This window comes from Bradyrhizobium sp. USDA3516 (genome assembly GCF_057651995.1).
Window position 1 is genome coordinate 138,197 of the sequence record NZ_JBYGYN010000015.1, and the last position, 18,089, is coordinate 156,285.

General features: G+C 65.4%; 8 protein-coding genes. 1 reads left to right on the forward strand and 7 read right to left on the reverse strand.

Going from position 1 to position 18,089, the window contains the following annotated elements:
* Positions 1–26: 26 nt before the first annotated feature.
* From AC24YW_RS34635 to AC24YW_RS34650, 4 genes are read right to left on the reverse strand one after another with little or no spacing between them, the layout of a single operon-like run.
* On the reverse strand, positions 27–3,134 hold the full coding sequence (locus AC24YW_RS34635) for an efflux RND transporter permease subunit (RefSeq protein ID WP_487486900.1): 3,108 nt from the start codon (positions 3,132–3,134) through the stop codon (positions 27–29).
* A complete protein-coding gene (locus tag AC24YW_RS34640) occupies positions 3,134–6,283 on the reverse strand; it encodes an efflux RND transporter permease subunit (RefSeq protein ID WP_487486901.1) in 3,150 nt (1,049 codons plus the stop codon). The genes AC24YW_RS34635 and AC24YW_RS34640 overlap by 1 nt, the downstream gene beginning before the upstream one ends.
* Before the next feature lie 37 nt (positions 6,284–6,320).
* Positions 6,321–7,709, reverse strand: coding sequence for an efflux RND transporter periplasmic adaptor subunit (locus tag AC24YW_RS34645; RefSeq protein ID WP_487486902.1), 1,389 nt, complete (start codon positions 7,707–7,709; stop codon positions 6,321–6,323).
* A complete protein-coding gene (locus AC24YW_RS34650; RefSeq protein ID WP_487486903.1) occupies positions 7,699–9,183 on the reverse strand; it encodes an efflux transporter outer membrane subunit in 1,485 nt (494 codons plus the stop codon). Before AC24YW_RS34650 ends, AC24YW_RS34645 begins: the two co-directional genes overlap by 11 nt.
* A 695-nt stretch (positions 9,184–9,878) precedes the next feature.
* On the opposite strand from AC24YW_RS34650, the gene AC24YW_RS34655 reads away from it, so the two are divergent.
* On the forward strand, positions 9,879–10,913 hold the full coding sequence (locus tag AC24YW_RS34655) for a cysteine synthase A (RefSeq protein ID WP_487486904.1): 1,035 nt from the start codon (positions 9,879–9,881) through the stop codon (positions 10,911–10,913).
* Between the two features lie 61 nt (positions 10,914–10,974).
* On the opposite strand, the gene AC24YW_RS34660 is transcribed toward AC24YW_RS34655, so the two are convergent.
* The 3 genes from AC24YW_RS34660 to AC24YW_RS34670 all read right to left on the reverse strand — a co-directional run bounded on the left by AC24YW_RS34660 (position 10,975) and on the right by AC24YW_RS34670 (position 18,028).
* Positions 10,975–13,212: a tetratricopeptide repeat protein gene (locus AC24YW_RS34660; RefSeq protein ID WP_487486905.1), complete on the reverse strand. Its 2,238-nt coding sequence runs from the start codon at positions 13,210–13,212 to the stop codon at positions 10,975–10,977.
* A gap of 219 nt (positions 13,213–13,431) precedes the next feature.
* The gene (locus AC24YW_RS34665) at positions 13,432–15,684 is read right to left on the reverse strand and encodes a tetratricopeptide repeat protein (RefSeq protein WP_487486906.1); all 2,253 of its coding nucleotides are present in this window, start codon (positions 15,682–15,684) and stop codon (positions 13,432–13,434) included.
* Positions 15,685–15,796: 112 nt separating this feature from the next.
* Positions 15,797–18,028: an O-linked N-acetylglucosamine transferase, SPINDLY family protein gene (locus tag AC24YW_RS34670; RefSeq protein ID WP_487486907.1), complete on the reverse strand. Its 2,232-nt coding sequence runs from the start codon at positions 18,026–18,028 to the stop codon at positions 15,797–15,799.
* Positions 18,029–18,089: the final 61 nt, after the last annotated feature.

The window sequence follows — 18,089 nt, forward strand, 5'->3', positions numbered from 1 at the left end:
TACGCTTGACGCGGCGCTGCAACAACCTATTCCGCCGGGGCCGCCAGCGGACGCGGCTCGGATCGCCGCCGCAGGCGGTCGATCAGGAGGTAGATCACGGGCGTCGTATACAGCGTCAGGATCTGCGAGACAAACAGGCCGCCGATGATGGTGATGCCCAGCGGCCGGCGCAGCTCCGTGCCGGGGCCGGTCGCGATCACCAGCGGAATGCCGGCAAACAGCGCCGCCATGGTCGTCATCAGGATCGGGCGGAAGCGCGCCTGGCAGGCCTCGAAGATCGCCTCGGCCGAGGACAGGCCGCGCTGCCGCTCGGCATCGAGCGCGAAGTCCACCATCATGATGCCGTTCTTCTTGACGATGCCGATCAAGAGGATGATGCCGACGAAGGCGATCACCGTCAGCGGCGTGTTGGTGAGCTGCAAGGCGAGCAGCGCACCGAGGCCTGCCGAGGGCAGTGTCGAGATGATCGTGAGCGGATGGGCGAGGCTCTCATAGAGCACCCCGAGCACGATATACATCGCGACCAGCGCGCCGAGGATCAGGAGCGGCTGGCGACCGCTGGTCCTGGCGAAGTCGCCGGCATTGCCGTCGAAGCTGCCGCGAATGCCTTCGGGCATGTGCAACTCGTCGACCGCACGCTGGATGTTCTGGGTCGCCGCCTGAAGCGGCACGTCCGGCATCAGGTTGAAGGACACCGTGGTCGATGGGAACGACTGCGAATGATAGACGGCGAGCGCAGCGAGTCCGCGGCTCGCGCGCACCACGGCCGACAGCGGCACCTGCGAGTCTCCCGCGCCGGCGACATAGATGCGATCGAGATTGGAAGGGTCGACCTGGAACTTTGGGTCGATCTCCAGCACGGTCATGTACTGGTTGCGCTGGGTATAGATGATGGAGATCTGGCGCTGTGCGAAAGCGTTGTTCAGCGCGTTGTCGATGTCCTGAACCCTGACGCCGAGCGCGGACGCCTTCTGGCGGTCGATGGCGAGCGTCAGCTGCAGCCCGCCCGGGTCGCGATCGCTGGAGATGTCGGTGATGCCCTCCACGCTCTCCAGGCGCTTGGCCACGATCGGCGCCCATTTCTGCAGCAGGCCGAGATCGGTGCTGGTGAGCGTATATTGGTAGTCGGAATCGCTCTGACGCCCGCCGGCCCGCACGTCCTGCGCGGCGAACATGAAGAGGCGGATGCCGGGCACGGGATACAGCGCGCGCCTGAGCCGGTCGATCACGACCTCAGTCGAGACGTGGCCACGTTCCTCCGGCGGCTTCAGGCTGATGAACATGGTGCCGCGGTTCGAGGTTGCCGGACCCGGGCCCCCGCCTCCGCTGCCGACCGTCGATCCGATGCCGGCCACGGCCGGATCCCGCATCACGATCTCGGCGAGCCGCTGCTGCAGGCCGAGCATGGACTGGAACGAGATGTCCGCCGAGGCGCGCGTCGCGCCGATGATGAGGCCGGAATCGTCGGTCGGGAAGTAGCCTTTGGGGACCTTGATGTAGAGCGTCACCGTGAGCGCGATGGTGGCGAAGAACACCAGCAGCGTCAGCAGCGGAAATTCCAGCACGGTGCGCAGGGTGCGGGCGTAGAACGCGATGGTGCGCGATAGCGCGCCTTCGATGATGCGGTCGAACAGCGTTGCCGTGCCGGAGGTGGTCTGCCGGATGTAATGGGCGCAGATCATCGGCGTAACCGTCAGCGACACCAGCGTCGAGACCAGGATGGCAAAGGTCAGCGTCAGCGAAAATTCGCGCAGGAGCCGGCCGACGACGCCGTCCATGAAGATCAGCGGCGTGAAGGCGGCGATCAGCGACAGGCTGATCGAGACCACGGTGAAGCCGATCTGCTTGGCGCCCTCCTGCGCCGCGCGCAACGGCCGCATGCCTTGCTCGAGGTTGCGGAACATGTTCTCGATCATCACGATGGCGTCGTCGACGACGAAGCCGACGGAGATGGCGAGCGCCATCAGCGACAAATTGTCGATGGAGAAGCCCGCGACCCACATGCCCGCGCAAGTGCCGGCGAGTGCCAGCGGCACCGAGATGCCGGCGGCGATGGTCGGCGTCAGCCGCCGCAGGAACACGAACACGACGACCATCACCAGGACGGCCGTCGCCAGCAGCGTCCATTGCATGTCCAGCACGCTGGCGCGGATCGTGCCGGTCCGATCGACCAGGGTGGAGATCTCGACACCGGCCGGAATCCACTGCTTCAGCTCGGGGATCAGCGCCTTGACCCGGTCGACGGTGTCGATGACGTTGGCATCGCCCTGCTTGGTGATCTGGATCAGAACCGCCGGTTGCCTGTTGAACCAGGCGATCGAGCGGACGTTGCGGACGGAATCCTCGATGTCGGCGACGTCCGACAGCCGTACGAAATTGCCGCCCGAGCTCTTGATGACGATGTCGCGGAACTCCTTCGCGGTGCGCATCTGCTTGTTCAGCGACAGCGTCTCGCTTTGACGCTCGCCTTCGAAGATGCCGACGGGGCCGAGCGCGTTGGCGGCGACGATCGCGGTCCGCACGTCGTCAGTGCCGATTCCGGCATTGGACAGCGCAACCGGGTTGAGCTGCACGCGCACGGCCGGCTGGTCGGCACCGGAGATCGATACGTTGCCGACGCCCGGCACCTGGGAGATGCGTTGCGCCAAGACGCTGTCGGCGACGTCGTAGATCGCCGACGGAGAGATCGTCTTTGAGGTCAACGCCAGCACGAAGATGGGTGCGCCGGCCGTGTTCGCCTTGCGGAAACGCGGCAGCGTCGGCAGGTCGCTCGGCAGGTCGACCATCGCGGCGTTGATGGCCGCCTGCACGTCGCGCGCGGCCTTGTCGATGTTGCGGCCGATGTCGAACTGGAGCTGGATGCTGGTGGTGCCGAGGCTCGAGGTCGAGGTGATCTGGTTGATGCCGGCGATCTCTCCCAGCCGCCGCTCCAGTGGCGACGCCACGGTTGCCGCCATCACGGACGGATCGGCGCCGGGCCGGCTGGCGGAGACGAAGATGGCGGGGAAGTCGACGTTCGGGACCGAGGCGACGGGCAGGAAACGGTAGGCGACGACACCCAGCAGGAACAGCCCGATCGACAGCAGCGTGGTCGCGACCGGGCGGCGGATGAAGGGCTCCGAGATCGATGCCATCACTGCATCCCCTCGGTCGCGCCGGCGACCGGCGGGCCGCCGGATCCGGCAGGTGGCACCGCCTGCTCGAGACGGCGGTTGATGCGGTCGAGCGCCAGATAGATCACGGGCGTCGTGTAAAGTGTCAGGAGCTGGCTGAGCAGCAGGCCGCCAATGATGGAGATGCCGAGCGGAAAGCGCAGCTCGGCGCCGGTGCCGCTTTCGATCGCCAGCGGCAGCGCCCCGAACAGCGCCGCCAGCGTCGTCATCATGATCGGGCGGAAGCGCAACAGACACGCCTGCACGATCGCTTCGTTCGGCGACATCCCCCGCCCGCGCTCGGCCTCGAGCGCAAAGTCGATCATCATGATCGCGTTCTTCTTGACGATGCCCATCAGGAGAATGATGCCGATCAGGCCGATCACCGAGAGGTCCTGTCCGCACAACATCAGCGCCAGGATGGCGCCAACGCCGGCCGAGGGAAGCGTCGACAGGATCGTGATCGGATGGATATAGCTCTCGTAGAGCACCCCTAGCACGATGTAGATCGTGATGACGGCGGCGAGCAGCAGCCAGGGCTGACCGGCGAGCGCCTTGGCAAATTCGGCGGCATCGCCGGCATAGACGCCGACGATGCTGCCCGGCATGCCGATACGAGTCTCGATCACCTTCACGGCTTCGACGGCATCGCCGAGCGCCGCGCCCGGCGCCAGGTTGAAGCTGAGTGAAACGGACGGGAATTGCGCCTGGTGCGAGATCGCCAGCGGCGCCGTGGTCCGCTTCAGCGTCGCCACGGCCGACAGCGGCACCTGCGCATTGGGCGCGCCGGCGGTGGCGCTCGCGGCACCCGGCAGATAGAGCTTCGACAGGATCGAGGGATCGCGCTGGTACATCGGCAGCGCCTCCAGCACCACGCGGTACTGGTTGGCCTGACCGTAGATGGTCGAGATCTGCCGCTGTGCGAAGGCATCGTTCAACGTGTCGGTGATTGCTTGCAGGCTGACGCCGAGCTGGCCGGCGCGCGTGCGGTCGACGTCGAGCTGCGCCCGCAGGCCGCCCTCCTGCGCTTCGGAGGAGACGTCCCGGAACAAGGGATCGCGCCGCATCTCCGCAACCAGCTTGCGCGCCCATTCCGAGACCAGCGTCGCATCGGTGCCGGTCAGCGTGTACTGGTATTGCGAGCGGCTCGACTGGGTCGAGATCTGCACGTCCTGCACCGGCTGGAAATAGACGGTCATGCCGGGGATGCCGGAGACCCGCTCCTTCAGCCGGGTCACGACCACGCCGACATCGTCGCGGCGCTCGCCGCGCGGCCGCAAGCTCATGACGAGGCGGCCGACATTCGTGGTCGGGTTGACGGAGCCCGCACCGATCACCGAGACGACGCCGACCACATCAGGGTCGGCCCTGATGGCATCGGCCGCCTCGGCCTGCCGTCTCTTCATCTCCGTAAACGACACGTCGGGCCCGGCCTCCGTCACCGCGGTAATCGAGGCGGTGTCCTGCAGCGGAAGGAAGCCCTTGGGCGCGACGACATAGAGCACCAGGGTCGCGATCAGCGTGGCGAAGGTGACGACCAGCGTGGCGCGCTGGCGCTCCAGCACCCACAGAAGCGAGCGATGATAGGCATCCGCCGTGCGGTCGATGAAGCGGCTGATCGCGGCCAGTCCCGGCACCGCCAGCTCCTCGTGCGCGTGCTTGAGCAGCCGCGAGCACATCATCGGCGTCAGCGTCAGCGAGACCACTGCCGATGTCACGACCGCAATCGTCAAGGTCAGCGCGAATTCGCGGAACATGCGTCCGACCAGGCCCGACATGAACAGGAGCGGGATGAACACGGCTATCAGCGACACCGTCAGCGAGATCACGGTGAAGCCGATCTCGCTGGCGCCCTTGAGCGAGGCTTCCATCGCGCTGTCGCCGTTTTCCATGTGGCGCACGATGTTTTCGATCATCACGATGGCGTCGTCGACGACGAATCCGGTGCCGATCGTGAGCGCCATCAGCGAGAGATTGTCGAGGCTGAAGCCGGCAAAATACATGACGCCGAAGCTCGTGATCAGCGACAGCGGCAGCGCGACGCCGGCGATCACGGTCGCGCGCAACGAACGCAGGAACAGCAGCACCACCAGCGTCACCAGCACGACGGCGAGCACCAGCGTGAATTGTACGTCGCGCACCGAGGCGCGGATGGTGACGGTGCGGTCGGAGACGATGGTGAGGTTCACGCCGGCCGGGATCGCGCGCTGCAGTTTCGGGATCTCGGCGCGGATCTGGCTGACGACGTCGATGACGTTGGCGCCCGGCTGGCGCTGAATGTCGATGATGACGGCCGGCGTGCCCTGGTACCAGCCGCCGGTGCGCTCGTTCTCGAGGCCGTCGACGATCTGGGCGACGTCGGCAATGGTCACCGGCGACCCGTTGCGATAGGCGATGATGACGGGCTTGTAGGCCTCGGCGGCTGCGATCTGGTCATTGGCGGCGATGATGTAGGATTGCTGTGCGCCGTCGAGCGAGCCTTTCGGTCCCGACACATTCGCATTGGCGATCGCGGTGCGCAGATCTTCCATCGCGATGCCGTAGGCTGCAAGGCGCGCCAGATCGGCCTGGATGCGCACGGCCGGCTTCAGCCCGCCGAGCACGGAGACGCGCCCGACGCCGGAGATCTGGCTCAAACGCTGTGCCAGAATGGTGTCGGCGATGTCGCTCATCACCCGCAGCGAGATCGTGTCCGAGCGCAGCGCCAGCGTCATCACCGGTGCATCCGCCGGATTCACCTTGGCGTAGATCGGCGGGTAAGGCAGCGTCTTTGGCAGCACGCCCGCGGCGGCATTGATCGCGGCCTGCACGTCCTGCGTCGCCCCGTCGATGTCGCGGTTGAGGTCGAACTGCAGCGAGATCTGGCTGACGCCGAACGAGCTCGTCGAGTTCATCGCCGAGAGCGAGGGGATCTGGCCGAGCTGCCGCTCCAGCGGCGCGGTGATCAGCGAGGCGATCACGTCTGGACTCGCGCCCGGCAGCTGCGTCGTCACCTGCACGGTCGGGAAATCGACCTGCGGCAGCGCCGAGACCGGCAGCGCGAAATAGCCGAGCAGCCCGCCGATCAGAAGCGCAATGCCGAGCAGCGAGGTCGCGATCGGCCGGCGGATGAAGGGTTCGGAGACACCCATGGGTTATGCCTGCCGCTTCAAGCGGCTGTTGTCGGAATCATGGCTGCTTGGCTCCGCTCTCCGATGCTCCCGGCCCCGGCGCCGGTCCTGTCTGCCCCTTCTGGTCGCCCTCGCTGCTCTTACGCTTGGCACGCAGCTCGGAGTCCTTGCCTTGTCCGTCCTTCTGGCCTTCCTTGGCACCGTCCTTCTGAGCCTCCGGTGCGCGCGAGCGCTTGCGCGGGGCAAGATCGGCCGACGGAGTCTGATCGTCGCGGCCGACGATCACCCTGGAGCCGTCGGACAGATTGGCAAAGCCCGTGGTGACGACCCTGTCGCTCGCCGACAGGCCGCCGGCGATCACGGCGTCATGCTCGTTCTGCTGGGTCACCGTCACGGCCCTTGCCGAGACGATGTTGTCCGCGCCGATGACGTAGCTGAAAGTGCCGATCGGGCCGCGCTGCACCGCCGAGGTCGGCACCACCAGCGCCCGCGTCAAGGTCTCGACCTTGAGGCGGACATTGACGAACTGGCCCGGCCAGAGCTGGTAATTGGCGTTCGGGAATTCGGCCTTGAGCTTGAGCGTGCCGGTGGTCTGGTCGACCTGGTTGTCGATGCCGACGAGCTTGCCGGTATCGATCACCGTGATGCCGTCATTGCCGAACACGTCAACCGCGAGCGGCCCCTTCGCCGCCGCCGCGTTGACGCGCATGATCTGCTGTTGCGGCAGGCTGAACCACACCGCGATCGGCTGCAATTGCGTGATCACCACGAGGCCCGTGGTGTCGGAGGCATGGATGATGTTGCCCTGGTCGACCAGGCGCAAGCCGGCGCGGCCGGAGATCGGCGCCACGATCTTGGTGTAGCTCAGTGTCGCCGCCGCGTTGTCGATCGCGGCCTGGTCGGCCTTGACCAGTGCCTCGGTCTGCGCGACCAGCGCGCGCTGGGTGTCGGCCTGCTGCTTGGAGCCGGCGTTGGAGGCCGCAAGCTGCTCGTAGCGCGCGAGGTCGATGCGCTGGTTGGCGAGCTGAGCCTGATCCTGCGCCTTCTTGGCAACCGCCTGGTCGTACTGCGCCTGATAAATCGCCGGATCGATCTCGCCGAGCACGTCGCCCTTCTTGACGTCCTGGCCTTCCGTGAAGTTGACCGCGATCAGCTTGCCGTCGACCTGCGAGCGCACGGTCACAGTGTTGAGCGCGCGGATCGCGCCGACGCCGTCGAGATAGACCGGCACGTCCTGGATGCGCGGGCTCGCCGCCAGCACCGGCACCGGCAGATCGGGGCGCTGATTGCGGTTGTTCGTCTGCTGCTGATGCATGACGATCCAGCCAACATAGCCGAGGCCGCCGAGGATCGCGAGCGTGATCAGGGTCATGACGAAGCCGCGGCCGCGCGATCTCTTCGCCGCCCCCTCTCCCGCGCCCTGCTTCGTGTCCGGCTTAAAGAGCATTGACCGGTTTCTCCATTCGCGGCTCCCAGCCGCCGCCGAGCGCCTGGTACAGGCTGACGATGGCCAGAAGCCGCGCGAGCTGGGCCTGCGAGAGCGCGTCTTCCGCCTGGAACAGGGTCAGTTGGGTGTTGAGCACGGTCACGATGTCGGCGGTGCCGGCACGCAATTGCTGCTCGGAGAGATCGAAGGCGCGGCGCGAAGCGGCGACGACGTCGCGCTGCAATTGCAGCCTGATCGTGGTCTGCTTGATCGAGAACAGCGCGTTGTCGACGTCGGCAAAGGCCTGGACGATGGTCTTGCGATAGGTTTGCAGCAGCTCGTCCTGCCGCGCCTTGGCCAACTCGAAATTGCCGAGGATCCTGCCGCCGTCGAAGATCGGCTGCGTCGCACTGCCGACCAGCTGGAAGAAGGCCGCATGCGGCTGGAACAGCGAGACCAGCGCCGCGCTCTGGTAGCCGCCGTTGCCGGTGAGCTGGATGGTCGGGAAGAACTGTGCGCGGGCATTGCCGATGTTGGCGGTGGCCGAGGCGAGCTGCGCCTCCTGTCGGCGGATATCCGGCCGCTGCGTCAGCAGCTCCGACGGCAGGCCGGGCGTCACGCGCGGGATCGCGATCCGGTCCAGGGAGCCGCCGTGGACGCGCACGCTCTCCGGCGGGCGCGACACCAGCACGGCCAGCGCATTGACGTTCTGGTCCAGCGTCTGGCGCAGCGGCGGCACCAGCGCCTTCTGGTTTGCCAGCACGCTCTCCTGCTGGGCGACGTCGAGATCGGTGCCGGTGCCGGCCCTGCGGCGCTCCCTGACCGCATCGAGGATGCGCTGGGCGCTCGCGATGTTGCGCTGTGAGGTCCTGATGCGGTCCTGCGAGGCCAGCACCTGGAAATAGGCATTGGCGACGGCGGCAAGCGTCGTCAGCGCGACCGTGTCGCGATCGAAACGGTTGGCGTTCGCCGTCTCCTCGGCCGATTGCAGCGCGTCGCGGTTCTGGCCCCAGAAATCGAGCTGATAGCTCGCGCTCAGCGAGGCCGAATAATTGACGACTTCGCGCCCGCCGATGGACAGCCCCGATGCGCTCGAGCCCGATGTGCGCGAATAGGTTTCGGATCCGCCGGTCGAGACACTCGGCAGCAGCGCCGCGCCGGTCTGCCGCGCCTGGGCGTCGGCCTGGACGATGCGCGCCACGGCTGCGGCGATGTCGAGGTTGACGGTCTGCGCCTCCTCCATCAGCTGCGTCAGCTCCGCGGAGCGGAAGCCGCGCCACCAATCCAGCGACGGCGGCGCATCGCCCTTGCCGGCATATTTGTATTGCGTGGGAACGTCGAGCGCGGGATCGGGAAGATCCTGGGTCAGCACGCAAGCCCCCGAGCCGGCGGCGAGGCACAGCACCGCGATCCATCGCGCCGCGCGCAGCGTTCCGAATGCAGAACCGAGAGACCGCCGCGAGGCGATCACTGGAACTTGCCGTGTCACATCCACCCCCCGCGGGGCAGATCAAGCCGCCGCAACGCTGCCGGATTAACCGATTCGCGGCGAGGTGGTCGGGAGGCTTTGGACGACGCGTTCACGGTGATGATGCTTTCTGCGGAACCTGAGCTCCATACTAGCCGGGCGCGGAACGGCGGGACAGTGCCGCAATTGCGAGAAGCCGAGCCAACGAGCCGGGACCGAACCAAGAAGAATATAAAAAGTACCTGTCCTGCAGTGATTTCTTTCATTGCTAAACATTCAGAAACGTAAGCAAGCTTACCAAGATTTCATGTGATATTGCCGCCACAGCCGTTGTTGCATCGCTATCGCATATGAATTTACGAGGATTGTCCGCGGACTCGCTTCGCCTTTCCCACTTGGCAAACGGGAGGGGGAGCCCAGTCCCCTTGCAGAAGCATCAGTCACCCTGCGGCAACCCGGCTCGCCCGAGGGATGAATTGGTTCGCAGCAACGCTGATCAGGAGCGCAATCGTTTCGTGCCCTGGCCGGGTCTTGGCCGTTTTCTGCTACCGATATCCCGCCTCACGGCCGCGTGCATCATAGCCGCCCTCGTCTTGAGCATATCACTGTTTCCGCGGGCGTTTCGGTCGGGTTCGCCGCAGCGCAAAAGCCTTCCCCTTTGCCCTCCCAAGCACTACGTTCTGCCCAGCCAGATCAACCCCTTGCTAGCGATTTCCCCCGACATGACCATTCGCAACGACGTTGTCGAAGCCATCGGCAACACCCCCCTCATCAAGCTCAAGCGCGCTTCGGAATTGACCGGCTGCACCATCCTGGGCAAGGCCGAGTTCATGAATCCGGGTCAGTCGGTGAAGGACCGCGCCGGGAAATGGATGATCCTGGAGGCCGAGAAGCGCGGCGAGCTGAAGCCCGGCGGGCTGGTGGTCGAGGCGACCGCCGGCAATACCGGCATCGGCCTTGCCGTTGTTGCGAGCGCGCGCGGCTACCGCACCCTGATCGTGATCCCGGAGACGCAGAGCCAGGAGAAGAAGGACTTCCTGAAGCTGTGCGGCGCCGAGCTGATCGAGGTGCCCGCCCTTCCCTACGCCAACCCCAACAACTACCAGCATGTCGGCCGGCGGCTCGCCGACGAGCTGCGCAAGACCGAGCCCAATGGCGTGCTGTTCGCCGACCAGTGGAACAACCTGGACAACGCCAAGGCGCACTATGAATCCACGGGGCCCGAGATCTGGGAGCAGACCGGCGGCAAGCTCGACGGCTTCGTCTGCTCGGTCGGCAGCGGCGGCACGCTCGCCGGCGTCAGCCGCTATCTGAAGGAGAAGAGCAAGAACGTCCGCATCGCCTGCGCCGATCCGCACGGCGCCGGGATGTACGAATATTTCAGGACAGGCGATCCCAAGGCGACGCCGGGCGGCTCGATCACGGAGGGCATCGGCCTCAACCGCGCCACCGCGATCGTCGAGACCGCCAAGGTCGACGACGCCTATCTTATTCCTGATACTGACGCCGTCAGTGCGATCTACGAGCTGCTCCAGCACGAAGGTCTGTGCCTCGGCGGCTCGACCGGCATCAATGTCGTCGGCGCGATGCGGCTTGCGAAGCAGCTCGGGCCCGGCAAGACGATCGTCACCGTGCTGTGCGATTCCGGCAGCCGCTATCTGTCGAAGCTGTTCAACGCAGACTTCATGCGCGCCAAGAACCTGCCGGTCCCGGAATGGCTGGAGAAGCGCAGCAACATCAAGCCGCCCTTCGTGTGATCGTCGAGTGCTTCATCCGGCCAAGGGCGCAGATCCACAAAGTCTGCGCGGTTCGGCCGGTTCAAGCGACCTGCCCGCTTTCCGAAGCGGCGGCACAATAGTCGCGCCAGAACTTGCGGTAGCCCTCCTCGACCCTGCGCGTGTAGGTTTCGACATTGCCCGCGGCCGAAGCCGCGATCCGGGCCGGCAATTCCGCGCGCAGCTTTGCCAGATGCGCGGGCTGGGCAGCAAATTTGCACGCGATCGCGGCGTAGCCCGCGTCGTCCTCGGCCACCCAGTCGTCAAGACCGACGGCGGCCACGATGGAGCCGCCGGCGCGCGAGGATGCGCCGTGGCCGAGCTTGGCGACGACCGGAACGCCCGCATAGAGGGATTCCCAGGTGCTGACGCCACCGTTCTGCGGAAACGGATCGAGCGAAATATCGACCAACGCGAAGGCTCGCAGATGATCGGCGCGGTCGGACGAGCCGAGGCAGGTGATCCTCTCCTCGGCAATCCCGCCGGCCACAAAGCGCGCGAGAAGGCCGTCGCGTACCAGGGGATCGTCGAGCAGCGTGTGCTTGATGATGATCTTCGATCCGGCGACCTCCCGCATGACGTTCGACCACACGCGGATGGCCTCGTCCGAGATCTTGTTGACGCGGTTGAACACGCCGAAGGTGACGTAGCCGTTGCGGAGCATGGGAGGCTCCGACGGCGGCACATCCAGGATGGGATCGATCGTGATCAGGCACGGCAGGTCATAGACCTTCTCGGTCAGCAGATGCCGAGCCGATGGCGGGATGAAGACGGGGTCCGCGAGCACGTAGTCCATCGTCCGAAGGCCCGTCCCGGTCGCGTGTCCGAAGCCCGTGACCTGGATGGGGGCCGGCTTGCGGGCGAAGATCTGAAGCCTGTTGCCCGACGAATGCCCGGACACGTCGATCAGGATATCGACCTTGTCGGCCTCGATACGATCGGCCAATTCGTCATCGAACATTTGCCAGGCATCGACCCAGACGTCTGCCGCCGACTTGAATTCGGCCGTGATCGCATCTTGAGTCGGCGAACACGAATAACAGACGACCTCGAAGCTGGCATGATCGTGATGGCGCAGCACCGGCAGCAGGCCGAATGCCGCCGAGTGGTACCAGAATTCGGCAGAAACATAGCCGATCACGATCCGCCTGTCGGGATCGAGCTGCCGGGGGGCGAGCTTCCTCTGCGGCACGCGAGCGCCGATCGCATCGCCCCAGGACCTTCGTGTCGCCTGCTGAATGGTGAAATCGGCGTCCGGGAGGAAGTCCAGATAGTAGATCTTCCGCGCCATCAAGTCTGGATCCGGCGAGATCGCCAGCGCGGCGTCGAGATGTTCGATTGCGGACGCGATTTCTCCCTGGTTTGCAAAGCAGGAGCTCAGCAACGCCAATGCGATCGTGGAACGTGGATTTTGCTCGAGCAAGGTCGTGCAGGCCAGGATCGCCTGTGCGGTGTTTCCGAGGCTGAGCGCGACCTCCGCCTTTCCCCGCAAGGCCATTTCGAACCGGGGCGAAAGCGCGAGTGCCGCATCGAAGTCCGCTGCTGCCTGTTCGAACCGCGACAGTGCCGAGTTGAGGCGTCCGCGTTGCGCCAGGATCTTCGCCGAGTCCGGCTTGATCGCGAACGCCGCTGCGAGCGCAGCTTCGGCCTCGTCGTAGCGCCTGAGCTCGATGCTGACCACGCCTTTGCCGATCAGCGCTTCGACGTGGCGCGGCTGAAACAGCAGCGCGCGATCAAAGCTCTCCCTGGCGCGGTCAAACCGGAACAGCGCCAGCTCCGCCACGCCACGATTGCAAAGCGCGTCGGCGTAGTCGGGCTTCAGCTTGATGGCGCGATCGTAGACCTCGATGGCCTGTTCGGGCAGGTTCATCTGAAGCAAGGTGTTGCCGAGGCCGGCCAGGGCCGGCGTAAAATTCGGCTTCAGTGCGATCGCTTTCTCCTGACAGGCGCGGGCCGCTTCAAATTTCTGAAGCACGACGTAGAGGGCCGCGAGATTGCTCTGCGCCTCGTGCGAGCGCGGATCGATCGCAATCGCGCGCTCGAGCAGCTGTTGCGCCTCGTCGAGGCGCCCGCCCTGCTGCACGCTGAGGCCGAGCACGTGCGTGGCGTCGAAATGATCCGGAACGGCTTGCAGGATCTGGCGGCAGAGCGCCTCGCTCTCCGCATATCTGCCCTGACCATAGGCGCTCGCCGCGGCGGCAATGACTGCGTCCACCTGCTTCTTCAATTTCTTCTGCAACCGCGCATTCTGGAATGCGCGCGCGCCGACGCTGCTCTGCAAGGTGTCTCTCCGGAAGATGGCCTAATGCGCGATGACGACTACGATGAATCGTCATCGCGCATTAGGTGATCGTTTGAGCATGATCTTTTCGGCAAACCGCTGCGCACTTTTCCGGATCATGCCCTAGGGCCGAGTCTAACTGATTCGCGCACCGACCCGGCTGGACTGCCGGAGCAGAAATCCGTCCGGGATATCCCGGGGGTGCCTGCAGGATGCGGCTCAGGAACTGACCGCAGCGCCCCCGTGCTCCGCGGCAGCGGCACAATAATCGCGCCAGAACTTTCGGTATCCCGCTTCGAGCTCACGCGTGTAGATCTCGACGTTGCCGGCGGGCGAGGCTGCGATCTGGGCCGGCAAGCCAGCGCGCAACTTCGCCAGATACTCCGGCTGCGAGGCGAACTTGCGGGCGATCTCGACATAGCCGTCGTCGTCGTCCGCGACCCAGTCGCCGAGGCCCACGGCTGCCACGATGGAGGCGCCGGCACGCGAGGAGGCCCCAATGCCGAGCTTGGCCACGACCGGAACGCCCTTGTAGAGGGATTCCCAGGTGCTGATGCCGCCGTTCTGCGGAAACGTGTCGAGGGAAATATCGATCTTGTCGAAGGCCATCAGGTGGTCGTTGCGCGAGGTGGTGCCGAGGCATGTGATGTCCTCCTCCGCAATGCCCTGCGCGATGAAGCGCGCGATCAGGCTATCGCGCAGCAGGGCATCGTCGAGCAAGCCATGCTTGAGGATGATCTTCGATCCCGGCACCTCCCGCATGATGCGCGACCACACGCGGATCGCATCATCCGAGATCTTGTAGATGCGGTTGAACACGCCGAAGGTGACGTAGCCGTTGCGAAGCATCGGCAGCTCGGACGGCTGCAGATTGGTCACCGGCTCCATCGTGATCAGGCACGGCAGATCGTGGATCTTCTCGGGAAACAGATGCCGGGCCGATGGCGGAATGAAGATGGGATCGGCGAGCACGTAGTCCATGGTCGGCATGCCCGTACCCGTCGCGTGTCCGAATCCGGTGGCCTGGATCGGAGCCGGCTTTCGCGCGAACATCTGCAGCCTGTTGCCGGTCGTGTGGCCGGACACGTCGATCAGGATGTCGACATTGTCGGCTTGAATGCGATCGGCGAGCTCATCGTCGGAAAGGTCCCAGGCATCGACCCAGACATCCGCCAGCGCCTTGAACTTGGCCGTGTACTCGTCCGCGCCCGGCCAGGAGTAATAGCAGATGATCTTGAACTTGGCGTGATCATGGTGGCGCAGTACCGGCAGCAAGGTGAGCCCCGCGGAGTGTTGCCGGAACTCGGCCGCGACATAGCCGACCACGATCTGCTTGTCCGGATCGAGCGGCCGCTTCGGCAGCGTCCGCCGCGGCTGCTTGGAGCCGATCCGGTCCCACCAGTCGCGTCTTACCGCCTGCTGAAGGACGAAATCGGCCTCGGCACGATAGTCCTGCAGGAAGATCTTGCCCCTGATTGCATCCCCATAGTCCGGCCTTATCGCCAGCGCGCGATCGAGATAGTCGATCGCGGAGTCCATGTCGCCCTGGTTCGAATAGGCAAAGCCCATCAGCGCCAGCCCCATCTCGGAGCGCGGATTCTGCTCGATCAAGGCCGTTGCCGCCGCCGTCGCCTGCGCGGTCTTTCCCATGACGAGGCAGACCTGCGCCTTGCCGCGGAGCGCAAGCTCGAGCTTGGGCGAGACCGCGAGCGCCGCATCGAAGTCCGCAAGCGCGGGCTCCAGGCGTTGCAGCTCGTAACTGAGCCGCCCGCGCTGGGCCAGGATCCTCGGCGCGCCCGGCTTGATCGCGAGCGCCATGGCAAACTTGGCCGCCGCCTCCTCGTGGTGCCGGAGCTCCATGGCGACCATGCCGAGGCCGACGATCGCCTCGGCGTGGCGCGGCTGAAACAACAGGGCGCGATCGAAGCTCTCCTTGGCCTTCGTGACCTGTCCCAGCAATATCTCGATCATGCCGCGATTGCAGAACGCGTCGGCATAGTCCGGTTTGATCTTGATGGCGCGTTCGTGCATCTCGAGCGCCTGCGCGTACTGCCCCAGATGCATCAGCGTGTTGCCGAGATTGGTCAGCCCGACCGCGAAATTCGGCTTCAGCGCGATCGCCTTCTCCTGGCAGCGCCGTGCGTCTTCGAGATTGCCGAGGTCGAAATGCACGGTCGCGAGGTTGTTGTGGGCATCGTGCAGTCGTGGATCGAGCGCAATCACGCGCTCGAGCAGCGCTCTCGCCTCCTCCAGGCGCCGGCCGTCATGGGCGCACATGCCGAGCAGGTGAAGCGCATCGACGTGATCCGGAAGGGCTTTCAGGATCTCGCGGCACAGCGCCTCGGTCTCGGCATATCGGCCCTGGCCATAGGCGTCCGCTGCAGCGGCAATGACGGCGTCGGCCTGCTTCATCAACTTCTTCTGCAATCGCGCATTCTGGAACGCGCGCGCGCCGCCGCCGCTCTTCTGCAAGGTGTATCTCCGGAGGATGCCCTCGGCAGAGTCTAACTGATTCGCGAGCCTGCCCGCCGGTCACCGGAGTCCCCTCGCCCCCGGGATTTCCCGGGGCCCGGCGCAAGATTTCCTACGCCACGTCCGAAGCGGCGGCGCAATGATCGCGCCAGAACCGGCGATAAGCCGCTTCGACCTCACGCGTGTAAAGTCCGACATCGCCGGCGGGCGAGGCAGTGATCCGAGCCGGCAGATCCGCCCGCAGCTTTGCCAGGTGAGCCGGCTGCGCCGCGTATTTGCGCGCGATCGCGGCATAGCCCGCGTCATCCTCGGCGACCCAGTCCTCCAGGCCGACGGCCGCGACGATGGAGCCGCCGGCACGCGACGAGGCGCCGCGGCCGAGCTTGGCGACGACCGGAACGCCCGCATAAAGGGATTCCCAGGTGCTGATGCCGCCGTTCTGCGGGAACGTGTCGAGGGAAATGTCGACCATCGCAAAGGCCCGCAAATGCTCGGGGCGCGAGGTCGAGCCCATGCAGATGACATTCTCTTCGGCGATGCCCTGTGCCGCGAACCGCGCGATCAGGCGTTCGCGCAGCAAGGGATCGTCAAGCAGCCCGTTCTTGACGATGATCTTCGATCCCCTCACCCCATGCATCACGTTCGACCACACCCGGATGGCCTCGTCCGAAATCTTGAAGATGCGGTTGAACACCCCGAACGTGACGTAGCCGTTGCGGAGCATGGGAGGTTGCGAAGGCGGCACGTCCAGAATCGGATCGATCGTGATCAGGCACGGCAGGTCATGGACCTTCTCGGCCAGGAGATGACGCGCCGATTGCGGGATGAAGATCGGGTCCGCGAGCACGTAGTCCATGGTTTGAAGGCCCGTCCCCGTGGCATGCCCGAAGCCCGTCACCTGGACCGGCGCCGGCTTGCGGGCGAAGACATGAAGCCTGCTGCCGGTCGTGTGCCCGGAGACGTCGATCAGAATATCGATCCCGTCGGCCTGGATACGGTCGGCGAGCTCGTCGTCGGACAATTGTGCAGCATCGACAAAGACATCCGCGAAGGACTTGAAGGTCTCTGTCATCTCGTCCTGCACCGGCCAGCAGGAATAGCAGACGACCTTGAACTGGGCGTGATCATGGTTGCGCAGCACCGGCAACAGAGAGTACGCCGCCGAGTGGTTCCTGAATTCGGACGCGACGTATCCGATCACGATCCGCCGGTCCGGATCGAGCGGCCGCGGCGCCAGCGTCCGTTGCGGCAGCTTCGCGCCGATCGCGTCCCACCAATATTTTCGCGCGGCCTGCTGCGCGGCGAAATCGGCCTCCGGCAGGTAGTCCAGCACGAAGATCTTGTATCCGATCGCCTCCGGAAAATCGGGCGCGATCTCGAGCGCCGCATCGAGGTGCGCGAGTGCGGTCCCGATATCTCCCAGGTTCACATGGCAAGCCGCCAGCAGCGCTAACCCCATCTCGGATCGCGGATTGACCTCGAGCAGCGTCTTGACGCCTGCCATCGCCCGCGCCGTGTTTCCCGCGAGAATGTCGATCTGCGCCCGCCAGCACAGCGCGAGCGCGAGCCGTGGCGATTGCGCCAGCGCCGCGTCGAGGTCCGCGGCCGCCTGCTCCAGCCGGGATAAACTCAAATTGAGCCGTCCACGCTGCAGCAGAATCCGCGGCGAACCCGGCTTGATCGCGAGCGCGGCGTCGAAGGCGGCGGCAGCCTCCGCGAAGTGCCGGAGCTCGAGGCTCACCATCCCCCTGCCCGCGATCGCCTCGGCGTGAGATGGCTGAAATGTCAGGGCACGGTCGAAGCTCGCCTTGGCGCGCTCGAACTGGCCCGTCATCAATTCCGCCATGCCGCGGTTGCAAAACGCATCGGCATAATCCGGCTTCAGCCTGATCGCCCGCTCGTGCAGCCCGATCGCCTCATTGCCGAGGCCGATATGCAGCAACGTATTGCCGAGATTGGTCAGGGTGATCGGACAATTCGGCTTGAGCGCGAGGGCCTTCTCCTGGCAGGCGCGGGCGTCGTTGAATCTTTCCAACGCAGAATAGACCGCTCCGAGATTGCCGTGCGCATCGGGCGAACGCGGCTCGAGTGCAATTGCACGCTCGAGCAGGAATTCCGCCTCGTCGAGCCGCCCGCCGTCGAACGCGCGCAGGCCGAGCAGGTGCGTGGCATGGAAATGATCCGGCACCTCCTTCAGGATCTCGCGGCAGAGCATCTCGGCCTCATCAAGCCTGCCCTGCCCGAGCGCCTCGATCGCGAAGGCCATGACGGCGTCCGCCTGCTTCTTCAGCTTCTTTTCCAGTCGCGCATTCTGGTATGCGCGCACACCGGCACTGCTCTGCAAGGTCTCTCTCCGGAGGATGGTCCGGAAAGAGGCAAGCCGATTCGGATGGTGCCAGGCTTGC